The sequence below is a fragment of the Hymenobacter crusticola genome (genome assembly GCF_002154225.1).
In the GTDB taxonomy this organism is placed as follows: domain Bacteria; phylum Bacteroidota; class Bacteroidia; order Cytophagales; family Hymenobacteraceae; genus Hymenobacter; species Hymenobacter crusticola.
Window position 1 is genome coordinate 524,767 of record NZ_MTSE01000002.1, and the last position, 22,467, is coordinate 547,233.

A 22,467-nucleotide genomic window follows, 5' to 3' on the forward strand; every position below is an offset into this window, starting at 1 on the left:
TTGCCCGCTGTGCGGCGCAAGAAACCTGGGTTCCCAAGTGCTTACCGGTTCAAGAAGCTGCGATTGCGGTTAAGTTTCAAATCTTGCAGCAAGCTCGACTTTGCCGCAATGGTCACGTTGTAGCCACGGGTATAGCCAAAGGGGCGCCAGTTGCCGCTGATCTGCCAGCAGTGCAAGTCGCGGTAGAAATCCAGAGACGTGAACGTAACGTTCTTGTTCTTGAAGTCATAGCCGGTGCTGTAACCCAGACGAAAATTCTCGGTAAGCTTCACGGAGCCGCTCACATTGAGAGCCGCTACAGTAACAGGCAATGGACGCAAGTAGCGGTTGAGCACCGTGAGCCGGCTCGCACGGGGACCCGGATCGGTATAAGAAGCCCCAAACGACGTACTCAACTCCCAAGGAATCTCGAAGTCCACGTAGTCTTCGTATGGGTCAGCCTGTTGCGGAGCACCGAGCACGGGGTCGTTGGTAGGAGCCACTTCCCGCGCCACGTTCGACTTCTTCTTGGGCTTAGCTGCAGGGTTAAATTGGTAGGAGAGCTGAATGCTGGCCGACGATAAGCGGGCTATACGACGCTGCTCGAACAAGTAACGGTTGATAAGGGTGCCGCTTGAGTCACGTTGATAAAACTCAAAAGTGCCGTTGATATTAATGTTGAGCTTGCGGGCAACCTGCGTGCGGAACACTGCAGACAGCGGGGCTAAATTTAAAGAATCAGCTGCAAAATTGTACCCGGTGCCAAAGTCGAGACCGTCAAGTAAGCTTACCTTTTTGAAAGGAGTAGTACCAGTTGTGTCCTGTGTATCGCGAACTTTCATCTCCAGCGAGTTTTGCAGGCTGAAACTAATTTGAGATACCCTAGCGCCACCTGGTTGTCCAAAGGCAAACCCATTATAGTTGGAAATGGCATAGCTAGCACTGGTAGGATTTGTGATCTGCTGAGATCCTAAAGCACGATAGTAATCCAGCAGTACATCCGTATTGTAGTAATTGCCGTTCTTATAAACATCAGGCGAGAAGCTATAGGTTAGGCTAGGGGTAATCTTGTGCCGAATGGCTTCTATCTTCTTGCCTTTAATGGGTAGGATACCATAAATGGTGGTTCCTAAACTAGCGCCAGCCGAGAAATTACTGATTGGGCTAAATTTGCGGATGGTATCAACGCGTATAGCACGGGCTGCTTCCACGTAGCTGTACTCGAGCCGCTTATTGTACCAGGTGCTGCTGTAGTTGACGTTGGGTGTGAAGCTTAGGTGCTTGAGAACCGTGTAGCTGCCGAGCGAGATTTGAAATTGGTGCTGAACGCCCGATTGAGAATTACGCAGGATGGTACCTAGGTTTGAAAGATCAAAAGGAATGTATCGCCCTGTCGTTGTGCCACCAATAAGCGGAAGGCTGTTCAGAGACCGTGGCGCTTCGTAATTGGAGATGTTGTTTTTTGCATTGCCTGTGTAAGCAATGGAAAATTGCTCGTAAAAGCGGCCGCGCGGTGTGATGCCGAGCCACTCGTACGGATATTGACGGGCAACACCTACCGTGATGTCCGGTAGCACAAACGTCATAGAGCCGGTAGTGGTGTTCTGGCTCTGTGACATGTTGATAGCGTAGTTGATGGGCGAGTTCCGAATCTGCTTTTGATAGCTAACCGTGGAGCTAAAAGCTGGCGTGAGGTACCGCCGCGCATCAAACGCGTTCTGGGTATTATAATCGTTGCTACCGGCCTGTACGCTGGCGGAGAAGCGGCCGCCGCCTGGCTTCTGCACAGGTGAATGACTCCAGTTGATCCAAATAGTTTTGGGGGAGCGGGGCTTGCGGTACTCGGCATCCGTTGATGCGGTGGTTGACGACAGAATTTGGTTGGGCGGGCGCTGGCTGTACTGCAAGCTCAAGCGCCCGTTGTAGGCGTAGCGTTTGATGTACTGCATCTCGCCCGTCAGGCCGAACCCACCAAATGACTGCGCATTGCCTGAATAGATGTCGCCCGTTAAGCGCACGCCGATATAGTCATTGGCGGCCCAATAGTAGCCGCCATTGCGCAGGAAGAAACCGCGGTCGGTGGTCGAGCCGAAGGTGGGGATGATAATACCGGATGCACGGCTGTGACTGCTCGTCATCGGGAAGTAACCGAACAGGAAACCTAGGGGCGTTGGAATGTCGCCGATTACCAAGTTGAAAGGTCCAGTCACGACTTTCTCGCCCGGAATCACCTTCATCTTGGTCGCGTTGATGTAGAAGTGCGGGTGCTCTAGGTTGCAGGTGGTGTAGCGCCCATTGCGGCCGTACATTTCGTTCAGCGCGTTCTTCTTGATAGTTTCCGCGTGAATGTAGCCTTCTCCTTCGTTGGTGACGGCCTCCGCAATCTTACCCTTCTTTGTTTTAAAGTTGTAATTGATAACGCCAGCTGAGTAAATACCGCCTTCATTGTTGAACACCGGCTTGCCCTTTACTTTTCCTGTCGAGTCAGCTACGCCTTCCGCCTTGACGACGTTGGTGCCGTAGTCTACAGTAATCATGTCGGCCTTGAGCTCCATTTTGCCGTAGTTAACATCGGCTTTGTTGTAGAGGTAAGCTTTCTTGCTCTGCACCTCAAACCGGATGGAGTCTTTGGCAACATACTTCACGGTCGTTTCCAGAGCGCCTTTGCGCGGCGTTACCCGGAGCGAATCGGCCGTGCGCGCCGTGTCGGCTACGACAACAGTACGGACGCGAGTAGTGTCGTTGTTGGGTAACGGAATGCCTGCGCGCCCATCCGGACCTAGGCGGGGCACCGTGGTCGGCACTTTGGCCTTCTGTGGACGTTGCTGGCCATGCGCAGCGAAAGGCAGACCAAGCCAGACCAGTAGCACCGGCAGCAGCGTAGCAAGCCGAAGCGCGTGGGGCAAGTAGCGAAAAGTGGAGAGGCTGAACAGCGCGGACAAGGCCACGTAGTTTTATTCGTTTAGTTTTGTGGCGGTTTGCAAAGGTAGCGGGTAGCTACCCCAACTAACGAACTCTGTGCGGAATATTGTCGCTCTTTGTGTTTTCGGCCTATTATTTTTCGCTGGGCCATCAAGGGCCGTGGCACCTGGCACCCCAGGCGTACCGCGGGCTAGGTATCATCTGCGTACGGTTGTGCTCGATGCGGGCCACGGCGGCAAAGACCGAGGCTGCGCGGGCGTAAGTGCCCGCGAGGCCGATGTAGCGCTGAAAATTGCGCTGGAGGTCGGCCATATGATCGAGGAAAACATCCCCGATGTAAAGGTGATTTACACCCGAAAAACCAACGTGTTTGTTGAGCTAGCCGACCGGGCAGGCATCGCCAACCGACATAATGCCGACCTGTTTATCTCGGTGCACTGCAACTCCGGCCCTTCCGTGGCGCACGGCACCGAAGTTTGGACCATGGGTACGGCCAAAACTGCGGCCAACCTATCTGTGGCGAAGCGAGAGAACGCCGTTATTTTACAGGAAGACAATTATAAGGAACGCTACAACGGCTTCGATCCGAACTCGCCGCAGAGTCATATCCTATTTTCGCTTTATCAAAGTGCGCACGTACAAAATAGTTTACGTTTTGCCCAACGTGTTGATCAACAGTTTCGTACAAAGATAGGTCGGGCTTCGCGTGGCGTGAAGCAAGCTGGCTTTTTGGTGCTCTGGAAGTCAACGATGCCTTCGGTATTAATTGAAGCCGGCTTCCTGACAAACCGCACGGAGGAGAACTACCTCAACGATAAAGCCGGACAAACGTATATGGCTTCGGGTATTTATCGCGCCTTCCGGGAATACAAAAATGAGCTGGAAGCCATGAACGAAGAGTAGTACAGTTCCGTACACTCCGTTGCTCGTAAGTACGTGTTAGTCAAAACTCAACCTCTTCCTCCGCCCTGTTGTGTCGAAAGAAATAAAAGTTGCCTTACTGGCCATTGTAGCCTTAGTGGCTTTATACCTCGGATTTACTTTCCTGAAGGGAAGCAACGTGCTGTCTTCCAACAAGACGTACTATGCCAAATATGATAATGTGGATGGATTGGCAGTGGGCAACCCTGTTATCCTGAACGGTATCAAGATAGGGCAGGTAAAGGAAATGCAGCTATTGCCCCAGGAAATGAACCGCGTGAAAGTATCCGTGGAGCTAGGGAAGGAAGTGGTCGTCGGTGACTCTACAGTAGCTAGCTTGTCAGGCTCATTACTTGGCAGCAAAACCATCACGTTGTTTCTAGGAAAAAATTCCAAAATCTACGATGGTGGTCAAGAATTGAAGTCGTACACCGTGGCTAGCATCACCGATGCTTTCCAAGCCAAGGCGTTGCCTGTGCTAGGTACCGTCGACTCGACTCTGCTAAAGGTAAATGGCTTCTTGAGCAAAGATGCCAAAGTAAGCATCCAGCAGACCTTGTTAAACGCACAAGGCTCTACTGAAGCGCTCAAGAACCTGCTGCTCATGAACCAGCGCAATATCAATCAGATTACGACGAACATGGCACGCTTAAGCGGCGATCTAGCTGTTACGAGCAAAAAGTTTGACCGCATTGCTGCCAACTTCAGCCAATTAACGGATTCGCTGAAATCGGCTCCTATCGGGCCGGCGCTGCGCCGTATGAATGTGGCCGTGGGAGAAGCACAAAGTGCGATGACTACCCTAAACAAGACGCTCACCAGCACTGATGGGTCGCTTGGCAAACTCATCAACGATGACTCGCTTTACAATAATCTTAGCAACACGGCAGCCAGCTCTAACGACTTGCTTGTTGACTTAAAGGCAAACCCTAAGCGCTATGTGCACTTCTCGCTGATTACTTTCGGGGGTGGTAAAGACAAGACCAAAAAGGAAACTACCAAGAAGCCAAACGGCGAAATTGAAACGAAGACGAAGAACGTTCAGACAACTTCCCAAACGTCGTTGTCTGGTGATACAGTCAAGAAAGACTAGTTCGGCATTATCCGCAGAACTCCTACCTTTAAAATCCGCCTTCGGGCGGATTTTTTGCTTTCCACCCACCCGTGAGAGGCTGAGTAATTGAGCAGCTGAATGATGTTGTTCAATGATTTGCTCAACCTCTCAGCCACTCAGTTACACTATGGACCTTGAGTTCAACAAAAACGAAGATCAACTAAAGCAGCTGACCTATCAGCTACGCCACCGCCTAGAGAAAGTAAAGCTAGGTGGCGGCGAAAAACGTATTGCTGCTCACAAAGCCAAAGGCAAGCTCACTGCTCGCGAGCGAATTGAATACCTGCTTGATAAGGGCGCCGAAGGCATCGAAGTGGGCGCTTTTGCTGGCGAGGGTATGTACGCTGAAGAAGGCGGCTGCCCAAGCGGCGGCGTAGTCGTAGTGGTGGGGTACGTGCAAGGTCGGCAGTGCGTAGTAGTAGCCAACGACGCCACTGTAAAGGCCGGCGCTTGGTTTCCAATTACGGCCAAGAAAAACCTGCGTGCCCAGGAAATCAGCATCGAAAATAAGCTGCCTATTATCTACCTCGTCGATTCGGCGGGCGTGTACCTACCCATGCAGGACGAGATTTTTCCGGATAAGGAGCATTTCGGCCGCATTTTCCGCAACAATGCCGTGATGAGCAGCCTAGGTATCGTGCAACTGGCGGCCATTATGGGCCCGTGCGTGGCGGGCGGAGCTTACTTGCCCATCATGAGCGACGAGGCCATGATTGTAGATGGAACAGGCTCAGTGTTCTTGGCCGGCTCCTATTTGGTGAAGTCAGCTATCGGCGAAAGCATTGATAATGAAACCCTAGGAGGCGCCACCACGCACTCAGAAATCTCAGGCGTAACGGACTACAAGTTCAAAAACGATGAGGAGTGCCTTGACCACATTCGCAACATTTTTGACAAGCTAGGTGCCCAACCGTCGGCTGGCTTCTCGCGCAAGGCGGCCGCACCACCCGCCGAAAAAGAACAGGAAATCTACGGCCTGCTGCCCACTGACCGGGCCAAGCCCTATGATATGATGGATATCGTCCACCGCTTGGTCGACAACTCCGAGTTTGAGCCGTACAAAGACCTCTACGGCCAGACGCTCATCTGTGGCCTAGCCCGTATTGACGGCTGGGCCGTGGGTATCGTAGCCAACCAGCGCAAAATCGTGAAGACGAAGAAAGGTGCCATGCAGATGGGCGGCGTCATCTACTCCGACTCAGCCGATAAAGCGGCGCGCTTCATTATGAACTGTAACCAAAAGCGCATCCCGCTGGTGTTTCTGCACGACGTGTCGGGCTTTATGGTGGGCTCGCAAAGCGAGCAGGGCGGTATTATCAAAGACGGGGCGAAGATGGTAAACGCTATGAGCAACAGCGTAGTACCAAAGTTCACGGTAATCATTGGTAATAGCTACGGTGCCGGCAACTACGCCATGTGTGGCAAAGCGTATGATCCTCGCCTCATCGTGGCGTGGCCTACCGCCCAGCTAGCTGTGATGAGCGGCGCCGCTGCGGCCAACACGCTCCTGCAAATTCAAGTGGCTAGCCTTAAAGCCAAAGGCGAAACCATCACGCCGGAAGCGGAGAAGGAACTTCTGGATAAAATCAAGGCGCGCTACGAAGAGCAACTTTCGCCCTACTACGCCGCTGCTAGGTTGTGGGTCGATGCTATCATTGACCCGCTGGAAACTCGCAAGGTGATTTCGGAGGGCATTGCCATGGCAAATCATGCCCCAATTGAAAAGACGTTTAATGTGGGCGTGATTCAGGTGTAGGAGATAGTAATGGTACCTATTTACTCGAATGGCTAGCCGCTTCCTCGCAAATCTAAGTGTGTTATTGCTACTTATAGGTAGCTTCAGTTGTCACTCTCATCCAGTTTCGGAAAAGACTCTATCAGCAGCTAAAGTACCTTTAACAAAGGCTGAAAATCACGCTTTACAAATCGAGCGTTGGCCTCCTGATTATAAGGTCAGCATTGAGGATACTACTATTCAGTTCGAAAATGAGTACAGATTGCAATGGACAACATATAGCCTGAATGATAATGCGGTGCTCGACACAGTATCCATGTTTGCTGCACATAACTGGCAAACCGAACTAAAGGATTGGAAAAATGGTCAACTGTTATTCAAATGTATTTTGGACAAGCAAACCCTAGGTCGTACCAGGTATAGCGAACCGTATGCGTGGAACAATGTCTTTTATAGAGGTTGTCGTAACCACATGTTCATTTTCGAAGCCTCGTTGTGCATACCTGATTCTGATATCTGCGAAAATGCTGAAGTAACAGTTGATGAGCGTGGGATAGTACACTTTGTTAAGTGGTTGGAGCAAGAATCGATGGAGTGAATCCAAACGTGCTATAGATCCTTTACCTAACTTTTAGTAATTCCAACCTGTTCCAAGTGCGTGAACGATACCACGTTTCTTGAGTGTTTCTGGAGTAAGAAAACCCAGCCGGTTTCGTGTCGTAGCGACATGGAACCGGCTTTTCATCTGACCGTACGAGGAATAATGAATAAGGCAGAGCCCAAACCTGCCTAGCTAAGTGAATGACGAACAAAGAGATTAAAGCCCTTATTTCCCTACTCGACGATCCGGAGGTAGCGCCCCAGATACAAGATAAGATTCAGTCCTTGGGCGAGAGTATCATTCCGTTCTTAGAAGAGTCGTGGGAGGAAAGCCTGGATCCTAAACAACAGGAGCGCTTGGAGGATCTAATTCATAACCTGCAGTTTGACGCCTTGCAGCAGCGTATGCGGGTATGGCGCGACTCGGGCGGCGAAAACTTACTAGAGGGCATGTGGCTGCTCAACAGCTACCAGTATCCTGACGCAGACCTTCAAGCATTGAACCGGGCTATCGAGCAATTACGCTTTGAGGCCTGGACGCTCATGCGCCCTGATATGCACCCTGCTGATCAGGTGCAGGCCCTCAACCATGTGGTATTCCGAAACCATCGTTTTGCCGCCAATACGCAGAATTTCCATTCGCCAGCCAATTCCATGCTGCACCTGGTGCTGGAAACGCGCCGTGGTAATCCACTTACCCTCTGTGTGATTTACCTGTTGGTAGCGCAGCGCCTGAATTTGCCCGTGTACGGGGTAAATCTACCCAACTTGTTTGTGCTCACCTACCGGCCCGAAAACCGTAAGGTGGAGCCTTTCTACATCAACTGTTACAATCGGGGGCTTATCCTGTCGCGTGCCGATATTGAGCACTATGTATCGCAGCTAAATTTGTCTTCTAATGATATCTTTTTTGAGCCCTGCTCGCACCTAGACATCGTACGGCGAGCTTTGCGCAACCTAGTGCTGAGCTTCGAAAAGATGCAGGAGCCAGCCAAGGCCGCTGAAGTAGGAAAGCTGTTGGCCATTCTTACGGATGATGCCCCGCCGGCCACCGACGATGAAGACGAATAAATAGCTTCAGCGCGAATTCAACCTCAATCAAAAAGCCCGTCTTGCTAGTATGTAGCAGACGGGCTTTCGTGCAAAGTCAAAGTACTACCGCACTTACTTAAGGGCGCTTGATTAGGCAGCCAGCGGCTCGTTTATCGGTAACGCTTGCTGGCCGCCCCGCCAGCACGTCGTCGAGGGCGGTAGCTAGGTAGCGCTCCTTCACATAGCCTTCTACCTGCGGGTTGTCATCGACGGCTCCTTTATAGCGTACCGCAAACCCCTCACCAACGGGTTGGAGCACCACCACTTCAGGTGTTTTGGTAACGCCAAGTAGGGTGCTTACTTTCTGACCTTCGTCGGTGAAAAAGGGTAGCGAAGCTGCGTCGCCCGCATCGGTTGTATGGCCGTCTTCGATGTTGATGGGAGCGTTGATGAAAATGAACTGTACGCCGCGGTCTTTGTAGCTAGAGGTTAGCGCCCGAAAACGCTCGCGGTACAGTTTCGAGAATGCGCAGCTAGGGTTCACGAATGCGATAACGACGGCTTTGTTGCTGGCATAGCTCCGCAGAGAAACCTCTGCATTAGAGGCATTCTTAAGACTAAAATCGTTGACGGAACGGTTGCTTTGAGCATTGGCCGCACCGACGGCCACCGTACAAAGGAGTAAGGCGACAGCGGCAATAATTGAAAGACGACGAACAGACATGAAGGTGGGTCAGGAGGGTAGGGGCAAGGGAAGATCCTCGTAACAATAAGTGAGGATATAGCCGGCGGCTGGACAAGTATAGTAAATCTGGTGTTGGCTGCGGAAGTTTTCTAGCAGCAGGTGCCCCGTCAACACACCTGCCTCCCGCAGCCAAAACGGGTCAAGCATAATTTGCTCCTTAAACACCAGACCCCGGCGACTGTGCAGCTTATAGAGCGTTTCTTTGGCGCTCCAGTAAAGACTATACTTGGTCGTTTCGTCACCGGCATTGGCCTGCTCAGCTTCTGATAAAAAACGAGAAGCTAGCTTTTGGGCCTTAGGACGTATCAGTTCAATATCTATGCCAACACGACCATGCGTAGCAACTAGCGCGGCTAGCCATTCGCCTGAATGCGAGAGCGAAACGGCATACTGTGGCAACGCCGGAAAAAAGGGGCGTCCGTTCTCATCATTGTGTAGCATGGGCCCGGCACTAGTGAACGTTTCGAGCAGCTTACAGGCTACTACTCGGCCTGCCCACCATTGCGTTGCGCGAGTACTAGCACGGCCCATAGGCTGCAACTCAGCATACTTTTCCGCGGAAGATAGTTGCTCCATCAGTTCCGCCGTCGATTCCTGTACGTGCCAAAGACCTAGCACCACCGAGGCAGAAAGTGGCGTAATAGAGTGAAGAGGCATGTGGAAAGTAGGTTAGCCGTACGGAACCCGAAGTAAGCTCTAAATTTGTCCTTCATCTAATCTGCTTAACCGTATGCCGCCGCTTTTTCGCCCCCAGGTGCAAAAACTAGCTACTCTTACTGGGCACCGCGACTGTGTGTATGCGCTAGCAGGCAGCCCCAGCGAACCGACATTTTACTCGGCGGGCGCCGATGGGCTTGTAGTCGGTTGGAACATTGATAACCCACAACAGGATGGAGAGCTAATTGCCCGCGTAGAAAACGCGGTGTACACTTTGCGCTACTTACCTGAGCGCGATTTACTGCTGATTGGGCATAACTTTCAAGGGGTGCAGGCCATTGCGCTGACCGGTAAGAAGCTGGTGCACGCCACGGCACTGCCTCCCTTTGCCATCTTCGACCTAGCGTATTCATCAACGCGGCAGCGTCTCTACGTTGCACTCGGGGACGGTACGCTGGCCGTGTTGCGAATCGACGACTTTCGGGTGGAGCACCTAGTGCGCATTACCGACAAAAGCCTACGTTGCCTGGCCCTGCATGAAGAGCGCGGAGAGCTCGCTATTGGGAGCAGCGATGCGCTAGTGCGCGTACTGGATGCCGACTCGCTGACCGTGAAGCATGTACTCACGGGTTCGACCAACTCCGTATTCACCGCGGCGTACTCACCTGATGGCCGCTACTTGCTCACGGCAGGGCGCGATGCGCACCTTCGCGTTTGGGAGGTTGCCACTGAATACCGGGAGCAACAAGCTATTGTAGCGCACTTATTTGCTATTAACCACCTAGCGTTCAGCGCCGATGGGTTGCTGCTGGCAACGTGCAGCATGGACAAGTCGGTGAAGGTGTGGGATGCGGAGACATTCCGGCTGCTGCGCGTAGTCGATAAAGCACGCCACGCAGGCCACGGCACCTCCGTCAACCGATTGTTTTGGTCAGGACGGCAGAATAGGCTAGTTTCGTGTAGCGACGACCGTAGCCTCGCGGTTTGGCAGTTGACTTCTGCCAATTAACAGACAACAGGGAGCAGCCTGCTCGAAGACTTCGGTTTTGTTGATTGCTCTTTGTCATTGTCAGCCACGGATTGTTAACTGTTAAATGGTCACTAGTACATGAAGATCACCGCACTCGATATTCGGCAAAAGACGTTTGAAAAAGCCTTTCGGGGGCTTGACAAAGACGAAGTTCAAGCCTTTCTGCTCACGCTCTCCCAGCAGTGGGAGCGTATGGGCGATGAGAACCGCGAGTTGCGTATGAAGCTTGAGCACGCCACGCACGAAGTGAGCAAGATGCGCGAGGTAGAAACATCTCTTTATCGTACGCTCAAAACGGCCGAGGACACGGGAAACAGCATCACCGAGCAAGCACAGCGCGACGCGGAGCTGCGTATTCGCGAAGCCCAGTTGAAAGCCGAACAGTTGCTTAACGAGGCACGGCAAAAAGCGCGGGGCGTGATGGACGATGCTTACAAGCAGGCCGAAAAGACGGTCACTGAGATGAAGACTGAAGTCAATGGCCTAGGGCAGGAGTGTCAGCGCTTGGAAAGCCAGCTGGATGGCTTGGTGCGCGACCTGCATCATTTGGCCACTGATGCGTTGGATAAAGTAGAAAAAGCGAAAGCTCGGCCGAAAGCAGCCGTGGCAGCCATCCTTTCGCGGACGGCAAGCGTAAAGGTGAATAGACCAGACCCTTCACCTGAAACTGACGCTCCCATGTTTGTTACTTCTTCCTCTACTTCGTCTAGCGCTGCTATTGCTGGCGCTTCGGCGGCTACGTTTGGTGGCTCGGTAACCCCGGCCACTGCAAAGGTTATTGATCTGCAGCCCGGTAGCTACAATCCTAAACCAGGTCAGCAGCCTGACCCTAGCAACCCCGATCAGGCGCCCGGACCAGATATTCAACCGATGCCATCGCCGCGCGAGAACCCAGGTATATCGGAGCCTTCCCGCATCTACCAACCTGGACCGGCGCAAGTTCCCGAACCGGACGCCCCCACTGTGGAGCCTATGGCGCCCGATATTCAACCGATAGGACCTAGCCATCCGGAAATTACGCAGCCCTCGCCGGCCACGCACCCCGGCATGGTAGCAGTAGCGGCCGAGAAATCTTTCTTCGATGAGATCTAGCGTCAGCTTATCGCTGCATAGCTAGCACCCCAAAAAGCCCACAACTTATTATTGTGGGCTTTTTTATGAACGTACTTTTATCAACGCGAGCAGCCTCGCAGTACTAAAACACAGAAACACATGGGTCAAATAGCGCTGGAAGGAATGGAGTTTTTTGCGTTCCACGGCTTCTACGACGAAGAGCAGAAAATTGGGAATAAGTACGGGGTAGACCTTTATATTCAGACGGACCTTCATGCTGCGGGTGCCTCCGATAACCTGGCGCAAACGGTCAACTACGAAGTGCTTTATCGTTTGGTAGCGGAAGAAATGGCCGCTCCGGCGCGGCTCCTAGAGCACCTAGGCCATCGGGTAATGGACCGAATTCTGGCACGCTTTCCGCACATCCACGGGGTGAAGGTAAGTGTGTCGAAATTCAACCCACCGTTAGGAGGAATCTGCACTCGTGCCCGTGTGACCCTAAAACGGAAGCGTGGATCTGCTAGCGCTGATAATTAAGCTTCTATGCTGGTTATAACGAAACAGGCCTAGGTACACCGTGTACCTAGGCCTGTTTCGTTGATAGCTCTTGATGCTACTGCCTTACTGCACTCGAGCGTAGTAGACTCTGAATCGCAGCGGATTGGAGGAACTATTTTGTGCTCCTAGTACTACCCGTGATACCTCGTCGACACTAGTAGGATTCAAGAGTATACCCGTATTAGTGATGCTACGATTCAGCACCGCTTGGAGGTAAGTGGTCAGTTGAAAGGTGTAACTAATTACTTCTAACCCCGTCCGAGGTGATATGATTACCGGATTTGCCGGAGGTGGGGGAGGGTATGTGCCCGTAATAGTAGTCCTACCATCCAACAGCGTAACAGCAGCCCCCCTGCGGTTAGAAGGGTCAGTGAGGGTAATCGCAAGTGTATTCGGAGGAGCCAAGTACCGTGATTCTGTGCCCTGCACCCCTTCCATCGTCAACTCGGCTGAGATGATAGCCAACGAGCCACCTAGCTCTTTAAGGTTGTTGATATACGGAACGTCTACCCGCGTATACAGACCTAGCCCGGCTTGAACGTAGGTTTCCGCTGCTGTGACGTTGCTGCTCAGCGCCTGATAAGGTCTGGTGAGTGGAGCTAACAACGTAGCACTACGGTTAGCCCGCAACCGGTAGAAGTGTCGGCTACCAGTAGTTAGCGGAAAAGCATATACAATAGGATCACTTGCGGCTGCCGCTTCGTGATAGTACAAGCTCAAGCTGGAACTAGCGTCATTTACCAAATAGCGTAGCAAGGCTGCGTCATCTGATGCACCAGGCGATAGAACCAAACCTTTAAAACGAGTTTGTAGATCAGTATCTGAGGTCAATGCTCCTGAGCGAGCAAGTTGATACAGCTCCCGACCTAGGTTATCGTTTAGGCGTATGCGAAGTGTGCGAGCACCCGGGCGCGCCCGAAAAGTGTACTCTTGCGCCTGAGTTGCCCCGACTTGGCCGAGTGGTGTGGCGTCGTAGCGCAACGCATCGAGTGTGTAATACGTCTTGTTGACGAAGTCCTCCTGTAGGCGCTGCACAAGCAAGTGTTGCGTGCGCGTGGTATCACCATAACGATACGTATCCGTACGTAATGTGAGAACCAAAGAATCGTAGGAAGTAGTGGTGCTAGGAATAGGGTTATTACCCAATCCGAGTTGCGTAAAGCCCCGCGCCTCTACCGTCCCCAAGCGTGAATCGACGTAGCGGCCCACCATCAAGGTTGAGCTAGTAGACGACGGAATAGAATCGAGCTGCACGGTAGACGTACGTACCGTGAACGTATCAATGTACGTGATGCCTACTTTGTCCGTCGTAACGGGAAGATCATTGCCGATAGCACTCTCATCGGCGCAAGAGGTAGTGAGCGCAGCTAGCAGCAAGCTGCCAACTGCGCACAAACTGCGAAAGAAGCTATTGCTATTGTGTTGCATCAGGAGCTAATTCCAACACATCATCTAAGCGCGTGCTACCGTTGGAGCCAGTGGCAATATAGCCCGTGTTACCTAGGCCAAAGCCTACGCTGTACGTGCGAGGAGCGGCAGGGAAATTAGTTTTTTGCGTCCAAGAGTCTGCATCAGGATTGAATTCCCAGCAGTCGAGTTTAGAGCCCTCGCCTGCAGTTACATATCCTTTTCCATTCACCACAAAGCTAGCACCATAGTTACGAGCAACAGCGCTGTAGTCGTAGCCATCGGTCGAGTTGTTAGTGAGGCTGCGCATGCTAGTCCAGGTATCGGTGGTCGGGTCGTATGCTTCGTTGTCGGTCAGCGTATTACCATTATCGGTTCCCGATAACACGTAGCCAAAATTGCCGATAGTAAAGGCCATAGCGCCAATCCGTTTGTTACCGAAGAGACTAGCTTTCTGCGTCCAAACGTCCGTAGAAGGGTTGTATTCGTAGAAGTCTTTTAGGTTGGCAGCGCCGACAGCTCCGTTGATAATACCGTATCCTGTACCAACGTAGCCTTTATCGCCAATGGCTAGGCCTACAGCGCTATAACGAGCACCACCGGCAAAATCTTTCTTCTTTGTCCAAGTATTAGAGCTTGGATCGTACTCGTAGAAATCACTTAGACGATTAGCACCGTCATACCCAGTGCCTACATAGCCTTTGCCTCCAACGGCAAAAGCTACAGCATTATAGCGTGCTACACCTGGAAAAGGAGCAATTGCACGCCACGAACGGTTGTCGGGGTTATACACCCAAAAGTCTTTGAATTTGTCGGTGCCGTTCCAGCCTAGGCCTACATATGCTCGGTTATTAATTGTGAAGGTGACGGCACCACTGCGGGGCGCACCTTCGAATTGAGCGCCAGTTGACCACACGCCAATGATTGCATCAGTATCATTATCATCTTTTTTGCAAGAGCTAATACTGAACGCGCTGAGCATTAAGCAAACCGCGAAGAGAAGGTGTTTCATAAAAAGCGAAAACTGTAAAAGAAAAAGGGTACAGAGGTAAGAGTTAAAAGACAGGGGTAAGGTGGCAGCAAGTTCCGGATTTTTTAATCATTCTTCCGCACGCCAAAGCTACGAACGCCGCAACTACGTCCGAAATTGCCTCTATCAACGTGGGCGAAACATAGATGAACAGCGGTGCCTAGGCCGCTAAGCACAGCTGCAAACCTAGCATAACACTTCCTTTTCGGGGATTACGAAATAAATCGTAGCATTTCGTTGCATCTACGATTAAGTTCGTATATGTTTGACTTACGAATCTGTTCGTATCAACATTTGCCTCCTAATTATGAGTACGTCCCCACTCCCTAAGCCTACCGAATCGGAACTAGAAATCTTGCAAGTATTGTGGCAGCACGGCCCAAGTACCGTCCGTTTTGTGAATGACCAACTCAGCCAGAAGCGCGAAGTGGGCTATACCACCACGCTGAAGCTGCTCCAGCTGATGCTGGAGAAAGGCCTGGTGCACCGCGACGACGATAGCCGGACGCATGTGTACCGCTCAGCGGTTCGCCAAGAGGAAACGCAAGGCCTGCTGCTCGATCGGTTCGTGGACACTGCTTTTGGCGGCTCCGCTATGAAGCTGGTGATGCAAGCCCTCGGCAACCGCCATACCTCGCGCGAAGAGCTAGACCAGATTCGGTCGTTGCTCAATGAGATTGAAAACAAAGACGACCAACACCCTAACGCAAAGGACTAATGAACTGGTTGGAGCAAACTTTTTCGCCGGCGCTTGTTCGCGCCTTGGGTTGGATGCTGATTCACTCCGTGTGGCAAGGTGCCGTGGTGGCACTAGCGCTGGCGGGGTTGCTGCTGCTGCTACGCCGCCACAGTGCGCAAGTGCGCTATGTGACGGCGGCGGCGGCCTTGGTAGCGCTGTTATTGCTCTCGCTCGGTACGTTTGTCCGACATTATTATGCTGCTTCCCCTGTCACTGAAGCGCCTGTTGCTCTAACTAGATCGGTGGAAAAAAGGAGCGTTAGCGCTTCCGCCAAGGCTACGGCCACAGTCAGGCAACCCGGCAGTACGCTGAGTAGCCGCGCCGCTAAGCTAGCTGCTTGGCAGCTGTATTTCGAGCGGAACATGCCCATGCTGGTGCTGGCCTGGACCCTAGGCATGCTGGCTATGACCTTGCGTTTGCTTGGCGGTTTGGCGTACGTACAACGCGTCCGGCATTACCGGGTAGAGCCGCTCCCAGCAGAATGGTTGGAGCGCCTAAGTGCTCTGGCTAAGCAGGCTGGGCTCAGCCGCCCTGTGCTCCTGCTGCAGTCGGCGCTAGTGAAAGCGCCCTTGGTGGTTGGACACGCACGACCTGCGATTCTGTTGCCGCTGGGTGCCGTAATGGGACTGAGCCAACTACAGTTGGAGGCTATTCTGGCGCACGAGCTAGCGCACATCATTCGGCGCGATTATCTGATGAACTTATTGCAGTCGGTGGTGGAAACGTTGTTTTTCTATCATCCGGCCGTATGGTTTATTTCTGCCTGCCTGCGTACCGAACGCGAAAATTGCTGCGATGACGTAGCCAGCACGCTGTGCGGCAACCCACTACACCTAGCCCGTGCTTTGGCGGCGCTGGCCGAGCTAAGCGTCGAGCCTCGCGTTGCGCCGCGGTTGGCGCTGTCGGTGATGGGCCCCGATGGTTCGTTGCTGGGCCGCATCAAGCGGTTGTTGCAGGGGCAAAGCACGCCCACGTTTGCCGAAGGCTTTGGCGCCGCCTGCGTTATGTTGGTTGGCCTAGGTCTGCTGAGCACCGCCGTGGCTTGGGCCGATCCGCAACCTACAACCAGCACGACCCTAGGTAGCCTCAGCGAATTGCCCATCAACCTAGAAGAGAGCAGCGTAGCCACTACCCAAGGTACGCCTACGCACCTAGTACTCGCGAAGCCCGTCATGCTCACACCGGAGCAAGAAGACAGCCTAAAGAAGTCGGGTACGGTTGTGATTAAAAAAGACAAGAAAGGCCGATTGACTGACCTGTACGTGGATGGCCAGCGGGTAGAAACGGCCACGCCGACCAAAGGCAAGAAAGCAGCGCAGGTAGAGGTGGTGCAGTTGCCCGAAAAAACGATTGATGCCGAGGACATAGCTAATGAAGAAATAAACGTAGCGCAACACAAAACAGCGTTGAGGGAGATGAGCATGAACCAGGTTATAGCAGCGTTGAAGAACGTGGATATGCTAACGCCTGGCATACTGCAAAACTCCGAGCAGAGCCTGCGGGAAGTGGAGAAGAATGCCAAGACCGATGAGGACCGTGAGTGGGTTCAAAAAGCTCGTCAAGAGATTAAAGAAGCGCAGCTCGAACTAGAAGAAAGCAAGCGGGAAGCCGAAGAAGCACGGCGTGATCAACTGGAAATAGCGCGCGAACAATTGGAAGTGAAGCGAGAAGAGGCAGAGGCCCTGCGCGAAGCGGAAGAAGTTCGTCGGGAAGAGTTGGAAGCTGCATTGGTTGAGGAGTTGGAAGCCGACGGCTTGATCCGTGACGCAGGCAACTACCAGCTTCACCTAAGTGCCAATGAGTTGGTCGTGAACGGCAAAAAGCAGTCAGCGGCTATGCTGAAAAAATACCTAGCTCTCTACGAAAGCCAGAGTGGGCGCAAGCTTACGGGCACTAAGTCGTACAACAGTGTGCGCAACTCGGTTAGTCATAGTTCCTCCATGGCAATGGAGCGTCCTGAACGGCCCGAGCGCCCAGAACGGCCTGAGCGCCCAGAGCGTCCCGAAAGACCAGCACGTCTGGCTCGCCCTACCATGCCGGTCCCACCGGCGCCACCCACAGCGCCGGCCCCGGCTCCGGCCGTTAGTGCCCCTCCGATGCCACCTGTGCCGCCCGTACCACCTGCGCCACCGGCCGTGGATAGCAATATCATCCGGGATGAGCTGCGCAGAGACGGCCTGATCGGCAAAAAAGACAAAGGCTTTCAGTTTCAGCTCAACAGCAAAGAGCTGCTCGTGAACGGCAAAAAGCAGTCGGAGGCTCTGACGAAGAAATACCGCGAACTGCTGGACGTGCCCGCCAGCACGAATAGCAAAAGCTCCCGCACTATTCAAATCTCAGTTAGCGAATAAGCGAGTCTAGCTCTTAAAGCCGGCTGCTCAGAAGAGTGAGCCGGCTTTTTTGTGCCCATTGCTTTCGAGGCGGGCAACGGTCGGGCGGGTGCGTGCATCTGGTTTGTATTCGCCCCGGGCTGCTTGTAGCAGCGCAGCTGTTCCTGCTATTCGCTTTATCCACTCTTCCTTATCGCTCCACTTTCTATTCCTGTTTACAATGCGTTTTCGCATTCTTTTCCTCGGCTTGTGGCTGCTCTGCTCGCTGGCGGGTTACGCGCAAAAAACACCCGCCACTACCACCCCGCAGCTAGCTCCTAAGCGGCAGCTTACTGCGCTGCGTATCACCCAGGCACCTAAGCTCGACGGGGTACTCGATGAGGCTGTGTGGCGGGAGGCACCGCTAGCAAACAAGTTCACCCAGTACCGACCTAATCCGGGCTTGCCCGAGCAGCATCCTACCGAAGTGCGCGTGCTCTACGATGACGTGGCGCTTTACATCGGCGCCGTGATGCACGACGTGTCGCCCGATTCCGTTTTCCGGGAGCTAAGCCAACGCGACGACATGGGCAATACTGATTTCTTCGCGGTTTTCTTTGATACCTACCACGATAAGCTCAACGGCTACGGCTTTTTTGTGACCTCAGGTGGGGTGCAGCTCGATGCTCGTTATTCGCCGGCCGGTGGCGAAGACATGGCCTGGAATGCCGTGTGGGAAAGTCGCACGGCCCTGCACGGCACCGATTGGGTGGCTGAGCTGCGCATTCCCTATTCGGCTATTCGCTTCAGCGCGGCGCCCGAGCAGGTGTGGGGGTTCAACTGCATGCGGCGGCGGCGCAGCACCAACCAAGATTTTCTTTGGAACGAAACCAAGCCTGAGGTAGATGGCTTCGTGAACCAATGGGGCGAGCTGAGTGGCTTACGCGACATCAAGCCGCCGTTGCGCCTTTCGCTCACGCCCTACGTGTCGAGCTACCTCAACCATTACCCGTATCAGGAGCAAGGCGTGCGCAACACCAGCACCAGCTTCAACGGCGGCGCCGATCTGAAGTGGGGCATCAATGAAAGCTTCACGCTGGACGCTACGTTGGTGCCGGATTTTGGGCAGGTGCAGAGCGACAACCAAGTGCTCAACCTGTCGCCCTTCGAAGTGCAGTACCAGGAAAATCGCCAGTTTTTCACCGAAGGCACCGAGTTGTTTAACAAAGGCAACCTGTTCTATTCGCGGCGAGTAGGCGCCCAGCCTATTGGGTTTGCAGAAGCCGAGAATCAGCTGCAGCCGGGCGAGAAAGTGGTGGCGAACCCCGGCGTGACCCGCTTGCTGAACGCCACCAAGGTGTCGGGGCGCACGAGCAAGGGGCTAGGGGTGGGGTTGTTCAATGCCTTGTCGAACAACGTGTACGCCACCCTACGCGACAGCGCGGGCGCCGAGCGCAAGGTGCTCACCCAGCCTTTTGCCAACTACAACATCTTCGTGCTCGATCAGTCGCTGAAGAATAACTCCTACGTGTCGCTCATCAACACCAACGTGACGCGCACGGGCGGCACCTACGACGCCAACGTGACCGGCGGCTTAGTTCGCATTGCCAACAAGAAAAACTCCTACGCCGTGGATGGGCAAGTGGTGTACTCGCGGCGGCGTGGGCAGGTGTTCAACTCCGAAGCCCCCATTGACGACCAGAACGGCTACAAGTACTTGCTCGGCTTCGGCAAGATCAGCGGCAACTTCACCTGGAAGGTCAAGCATGGCATCGAGTCGAACAGCTACAACCCCAACGACCTAGGTATTCTGTTCGGCAACAACAACATCACGCAGTCGATCGACATTAGTTACAACAAGTACAAGCCGTTCTGGAAGGTCAACAACCTGTACACCTACTATGGCGTGAGCCAATCGTTGTTGTACAAGCCCACCCGTTATCAGAACGTGACGGCGTACGCCGGAGGCAACACCACCTTCACCAAGAGCTTCCTGAACGTCGGCACGGACCTCGACTACTCGCCCGCGTCGCACGACTTCTACGAGCCGCGCACTTCGCCGCTGGGCCGCTACTACGTGCGAGTGCCAGCCAACTTTGGCGCTGCGGCCTTTGCCTCGTCCGACTACCGCAAGAAGCTAGCTTACGACGTGACCCTACGGGGGCGCTGGCACGCCAACGACGGCGACCGGACCGGTCGCACCGGCTACGACGTGAGCCTGAGTCCGCGCTACCGCGTGAGCAACCAGCTTACCTTCCGCTACGACCTAAGCTGGGGCGTGCGGCGCAACCAAATCGGCTACGGCGGAGCGCTCAACAAAGACGAACCGCTGGACGTGGAATTTATGGACGCCCCGTTGCTAGGCCGGCGCCGAGTCGTGACGGTAACCAACACGCTGTCGGGCTCTTACACCTTCAACAACCGCATGTCGTTCACCATTCGAACGCGTCACTACGTGAGCAGCGTGCGTTACCGCGACTTCTTTAGCCTAGGTCCGGACGGCCAGGAAACGCCCGCTGCTTACCGTCGCAACCGCGACACCAGTTTCAACGCCTTCAACGTGGATGCGGTATTCGCGTGGTGGTTTGCACCTGGCTCGCAGATGAGTATTGTGTGGAAAAATGCCGGCTCCAGCTTTCTGGAAGCCAACGAGGCTACGCCGCTCTACTTCAATAACTTGAACAATACCATGAATACACCGCACAACAACTCGCTGTCTATCAAGGTGCTGTATTACCTCGATTACCTCGTGCTCAAGCGCGTGCTGCCGGGCGCGAAAGGGTAGAGCGTTGGGTGAACTTGGCGGAAATAGGTTTGTTCTATAGCAGACGGCTTACTGTAGCACAACCTAGGTTAAGCGGACAAGGCTGTCGGGCAGAAGGCAGAGCTAAGTCGATGAGTAAACAGAACGTACTACTATTTCTCCTGCTGCTTGTGGCAGCGTTGAGCTATGGGCAGTCGGGTACGATGCGTGTGGATAGCTTGCGGGCGCGGGCCAGTCGGGCGATGCGCGCTACTGATTTTGTGAAAGGAGCTAGCTTTTACCAGCAACAAGCCGAGGTCGAAAAGTACCGGACGGCCAAGGCCAACGCGCACTACAACGCCGCCTGCGCTTACGCCCGTGCTCATACCCCCGACCGAGCGCTGATCGAATTGAAAGCCGCTGCCAAGCTGGGGTGGCACAACGTGGCGCTGGCCAGAGACGATGATGATCTGGCGAGCCTGAGGCAGCTTCCGGCATTCGACGCTATGCTGAAGCGCATGGCGAAGGTAGAAACCAAGCAGCTGAACCCGAGAAAGGCGAAGCTGGTGACGAGCGACATCGATCTGTTTTGGAAGGCTTACGACGCCACCCTCAAAAACCCAGGGCTCAAAGAAGAGATCTACCAAGCGCAGTACTTCGATAAGGGCTCGATTGGCCTGCAAGATTATTTCTTGAGTAAGATTCGCTCCACGCACTTGTTTGTGAAAAACCTAGACAGCAAGCGCGCTTTCTACCCCGCTATTCGGGCCAACACGGAGCAAGTAGCAGCGATGAAAAAGCAGATCCGGGCCGGCTTCATCACGCTGAAGGAGCTATATCCGCCCGCTTGGTTTCCCAACGTCTACTTTGTTATCGGGCGTTTCAACGCGGGCGGTACGGTGTCTGGCAATGGCATGCTCGTCAGCGCGGATATGGAGGCGCGCACCCCCGATACCCCCTTGAAGGAGCTGACGCTATGGGAACGTAACAACCTAGGTTCCTTGGAGGAGCTGCCCGCCATTGTAGCGCACGAGCACATCCACATCATTCAGAAAAAAACGAAAGGGCGAACTTTGCTCCAAGGTGCCATCCACGAGGGCATGGCCGATTTTCTGGCGGAGCTTATCACCGGCAAGAATCCGAATGCTCGCCTGATGACCTACGGCAATCTGCACGAGAAAGACCTCTGGGCTGACTTTGCGCAAGAAATGGCTGGCACCAGCTGGCGCAACTGGATTGCCAACGGCGACCAAGAAACGGACGAAAAGCCTGCTGACCTAGGTTACTTCGTAGGCTATAAAATCTGCCAGGCCTACTACGATGAAACAGCCGATAAAAAGCAGGCTATTCATGACATGCTGAACCTGGAAGATTATCCGGCCTTTTTGCAAAAGAGTCGCTACGAAGAAAAGCTAGCTTTGCGCTGAAAAATTTGCTTTAAGCTCTGTTCTATGGCTCAACACATCGGCCGCGTTACGCTCCTAGTCCGCAACTACGACGAGGCAATTGCCTTCTACACGCAAAAGTTAGGTTTTCAACTGCTAGAAGACACCGACCTAGGTGGCGGCAAACGCTGGGTGGTCGTAGCGCCCGCCGGCGCCGCTACGGGCCTGCTACTAGCCCAACCTACCGATGAAGCGCAAGCGGCCTACATTGGTAACCAAGGCGGCGGCCGGGTGTGGCTGTTCCTGCACACCGACGATTTCTGGGCTGATTACCACCGCATGCAAGCCGCAGGCGTGCGGTTCCTAGAAGAACCTAGGCAGGAGGTCTACGCCACAGTTGTGGTGCTAGAAGACCTGTACGGTAACAAGTGGGACTTGTTAGAGCCAGCGATGTAGCGCAGCCGTGTGAAGCATGGTAATGCTGCTGGTTATTCAGAACGACGCAAGG

18 protein-coding genes are annotated in these 22,467 nt (G+C 53.7%); 13 read left to right on the forward strand and 5 right to left on the reverse strand.

The features are described from left to right. Positions 1-41 precede the first annotated feature (41 nt). Positions 42-2,885 carry a putative LPS assembly protein LptD gene (locus BXP70_RS05505; RefSeq protein ID WP_143436377.1) on the reverse strand — a complete coding sequence of 948 codons (2,844 nt, stop codon included), beginning with the start codon at positions 2,883-2,885 and terminating at the stop codon, positions 42-44. A gap of 112 nt (positions 2,886-2,997) precedes the next feature. Here BXP70_RS05505 and BXP70_RS05510 point away from each other — a divergent pair, with 112 nt between their 5' ends. The 5 genes from BXP70_RS05510 to BXP70_RS05530 all read left to right on the forward strand — a co-directional run bounded on the left by BXP70_RS05510 (position 2,998) and on the right by BXP70_RS05530 (position 8,342). Then, positions 2,998-3,804 (forward strand): N-acetylmuramoyl-L-alanine amidase family protein, encoded by an 807-nt coding sequence (locus tag BXP70_RS05510; protein ID WP_394334980.1) that lies wholly within the window; start codon positions 2,998-3,000, stop codon positions 3,802-3,804. 70 nt (positions 3,805-3,874) lie between these two features. Further along, positions 3,875-4,915, forward strand: coding sequence for an MlaD family protein (locus tag BXP70_RS05515; RefSeq protein WP_086593016.1), 1,041 nt, complete (start codon positions 3,875-3,877; stop codon positions 4,913-4,915). A 148-nt stretch (positions 4,916-5,063) separates the two neighbouring features. After that, complete coding sequence (locus BXP70_RS05520; protein WP_086593017.1) at positions 5,064-6,692, forward strand: acyl-CoA carboxylase subunit beta; 1,629 nt, start codon at positions 5,064-5,066, stop codon at positions 6,690-6,692. Between the two features lie 28 nt (positions 6,693-6,720). After that, a complete protein-coding gene (locus BXP70_RS05525; RefSeq protein WP_086593018.1) occupies positions 6,721-7,269 on the forward strand; it encodes a hypothetical protein in 549 nt (182 codons plus the stop codon). 203 nt (positions 7,270-7,472) lie between these two features. Then, positions 7,473-8,342, forward strand: a complete 870-nt coding sequence (locus tag BXP70_RS05530) for a transglutaminase-like domain-containing protein (protein WP_086593019.1) — start codon at positions 7,473-7,475, stop codon at positions 8,340-8,342. 97 nt (positions 8,343-8,439) lie between these two features. On the opposite strand, the gene BXP70_RS05535 is transcribed toward BXP70_RS05530, so the two are convergent. Next, positions 8,440-9,027 (reverse strand): redoxin domain-containing protein, encoded by a 588-nt coding sequence (locus BXP70_RS05535; RefSeq protein WP_086593020.1) that lies wholly within the window; start codon positions 9,025-9,027, stop codon positions 8,440-8,442. A gap of 9 nt (positions 9,028-9,036) precedes the next feature. Further along, the gene (locus tag BXP70_RS05540) at positions 9,037-9,705 is read right to left on the reverse strand and encodes a 4'-phosphopantetheinyl transferase superfamily protein (RefSeq protein ID WP_086593021.1); all 669 of its coding nucleotides are present in this window, start codon (positions 9,703-9,705) and stop codon (positions 9,037-9,039) included. 73 nt (positions 9,706-9,778) lie between these two features. Here BXP70_RS05540 and BXP70_RS05545 point away from each other — a divergent pair, with 73 nt between their 5' ends. The 3 genes from BXP70_RS05545 (at position 9,779) to folB (ending at position 12,325) form a co-directional block, all read left to right on the forward strand. Beyond that, the gene (locus BXP70_RS05545; protein ID WP_086593022.1) at positions 9,779-10,714 is read left to right on the forward strand and encodes a WD40 repeat domain-containing protein; all 936 of its coding nucleotides are present in this window, start codon (positions 9,779-9,781) and stop codon (positions 10,712-10,714) included. A 99-nt stretch (positions 10,715-10,813) separates the two neighbouring features. Next, complete coding sequence (locus BXP70_RS05550) at positions 10,814-11,827, forward strand: DivIVA domain-containing protein (RefSeq protein ID WP_086593023.1); 1,014 nt, start codon at positions 10,814-10,816, stop codon at positions 11,825-11,827. A gap of 120 nt (positions 11,828-11,947) precedes the next feature. Then, positions 11,948-12,325, forward strand: coding sequence for a dihydroneopterin aldolase (folB, locus tag BXP70_RS05555; RefSeq protein WP_086593024.1), 378 nt, complete (start codon positions 11,948-11,950; stop codon positions 12,323-12,325). Positions 12,326-12,409: 84 nt separating this feature from the next. Here the strand turns inward: folB and BXP70_RS05560 are convergent, their stop codons facing one another. After that, positions 12,410-13,774: a DUF4270 family protein gene (locus BXP70_RS05560; RefSeq protein ID WP_086593025.1), complete on the reverse strand. Its 1,365-nt coding sequence runs from the start codon at positions 13,772-13,774 to the stop codon at positions 12,410-12,412. After that, complete coding sequence (locus BXP70_RS05565; protein WP_086593026.1) at positions 13,761-14,765, reverse strand: Kelch repeat-containing protein; 1,005 nt, start codon at positions 14,763-14,765, stop codon at positions 13,761-13,763. Before BXP70_RS05565 ends, BXP70_RS05560 begins: the two co-directional genes overlap by 14 nt. Before the next feature lie 325 nt (positions 14,766-15,090). Here BXP70_RS05565 and BXP70_RS05570 point away from each other — a divergent pair, with 325 nt between their 5' ends. The 5 genes from BXP70_RS05570 to BXP70_RS05590 all read left to right on the forward strand — a co-directional run bounded on the left by BXP70_RS05570 (position 15,091) and on the right by BXP70_RS05590 (position 22,415). Continuing rightward, positions 15,091-15,501: a BlaI/MecI/CopY family transcriptional regulator gene (locus tag BXP70_RS05570; protein WP_086593027.1), complete on the forward strand. Its 411-nt coding sequence runs from the start codon at positions 15,091-15,093 to the stop codon at positions 15,499-15,501. Next, complete coding sequence (locus tag BXP70_RS05575) at positions 15,501-17,873, forward strand: M56 family metallopeptidase (RefSeq protein ID WP_086593028.1); 2,373 nt, start codon at positions 15,501-15,503, stop codon at positions 17,871-17,873. Before BXP70_RS05570 ends, BXP70_RS05575 begins: the two co-directional genes overlap by 1 nt. Before the next feature lie 199 nt (positions 17,874-18,072). Further along, on the forward strand, positions 18,073-20,616 hold the full coding sequence (locus BXP70_RS05580; RefSeq protein ID WP_086593029.1) for a DUF5916 domain-containing protein: 2,544 nt from the start codon (positions 18,073-18,075) through the stop codon (positions 20,614-20,616). Positions 20,617-20,765: 149 nt separating this feature from the next. Next, positions 20,766-22,001: a gliding motility protein GldB-related protein gene (locus BXP70_RS05585; RefSeq protein WP_218779745.1), complete on the forward strand. Its 1,236-nt coding sequence runs from the start codon at positions 20,766-20,768 to the stop codon at positions 21,999-22,001. Positions 22,002-22,025: 24 nt separating this feature from the next. Next, positions 22,026-22,415: a VOC family protein gene (locus BXP70_RS05590; RefSeq protein WP_086593031.1), complete on the forward strand. Its 390-nt coding sequence runs from the start codon at positions 22,026-22,028 to the stop codon at positions 22,413-22,415. The last annotated feature ends 52 nt before the right edge of the window (positions 22,416-22,467 follow it).

Bases quoted from the DNA above. Each gene is read 5' to 3' on its own strand.
- BXP70_RS05520 (WP_086593017.1), top strand. From the start codon at position 5,064: ATGGACCTTGAGTTCAACAAAAACGAAGATCAACTAAAGCAGCTGACC.
- BXP70_RS05525 (WP_086593018.1), top strand. From the start codon at position 6,721: ATGGCTAGCCGCTTCCTCGCAAATCTAAGTGTGTTATTGCTACTTATA.
- BXP70_RS05530 (WP_086593019.1), top strand. From the start codon at position 7,473: ATGACGAACAAAGAGATTAAAGCCCTTATTTCCCTACTCGACGATCCG.
- BXP70_RS05535 (WP_086593020.1), bottom strand. From the start codon at position 9,027: ATGTCTGTTCGTCGTCTTTCAATTATTGCCGCTGTCGCCTTACTCCTT.
- BXP70_RS05540 (WP_086593021.1), bottom strand. From the start codon at position 9,705: ATGCCTCTTCACTCTATTACGCCACTTTCTGCCTCGGTGGTGCTAGGT.
- BXP70_RS05545 (WP_086593022.1), top strand. From the start codon at position 9,779: ATGCCGCCGCTTTTTCGCCCCCAGGTGCAAAAACTAGCTACTCTTACT.
- BXP70_RS05550 (WP_086593023.1), top strand. From the start codon at position 10,814: ATGAAGATCACCGCACTCGATATTCGGCAAAAGACGTTTGAAAAAGCC.
- folB (WP_086593024.1), top strand. From the start codon at position 11,948: ATGGGTCAAATAGCGCTGGAAGGAATGGAGTTTTTTGCGTTCCACGGC.
- BXP70_RS05560 (WP_086593025.1), bottom strand. From the start codon at position 13,774: ATGCAACACAATAGCAATAGCTTCTTTCGCAGTTTGTGCGCAGTTGGC.
- BXP70_RS05565 (WP_086593026.1), bottom strand. From the start codon at position 14,765: ATGAAACACCTTCTCTTCGCGGTTTGCTTAATGCTCAGCGCGTTCAGT.
- BXP70_RS05570 (WP_086593027.1), top strand. From the start codon at position 15,091: ATGAGTACGTCCCCACTCCCTAAGCCTACCGAATCGGAACTAGAAATC.
- BXP70_RS05575 (WP_086593028.1), top strand. From the start codon at position 15,501: ATGAACTGGTTGGAGCAAACTTTTTCGCCGGCGCTTGTTCGCGCCTTG.
- BXP70_RS05580 (WP_086593029.1), top strand. From the start codon at position 18,073: ATGCGTTTTCGCATTCTTTTCCTCGGCTTGTGGCTGCTCTGCTCGCTG.
- BXP70_RS05590 (WP_086593031.1), top strand. From the start codon at position 22,026: ATGGCTCAACACATCGGCCGCGTTACGCTCCTAGTCCGCAACTACGAC.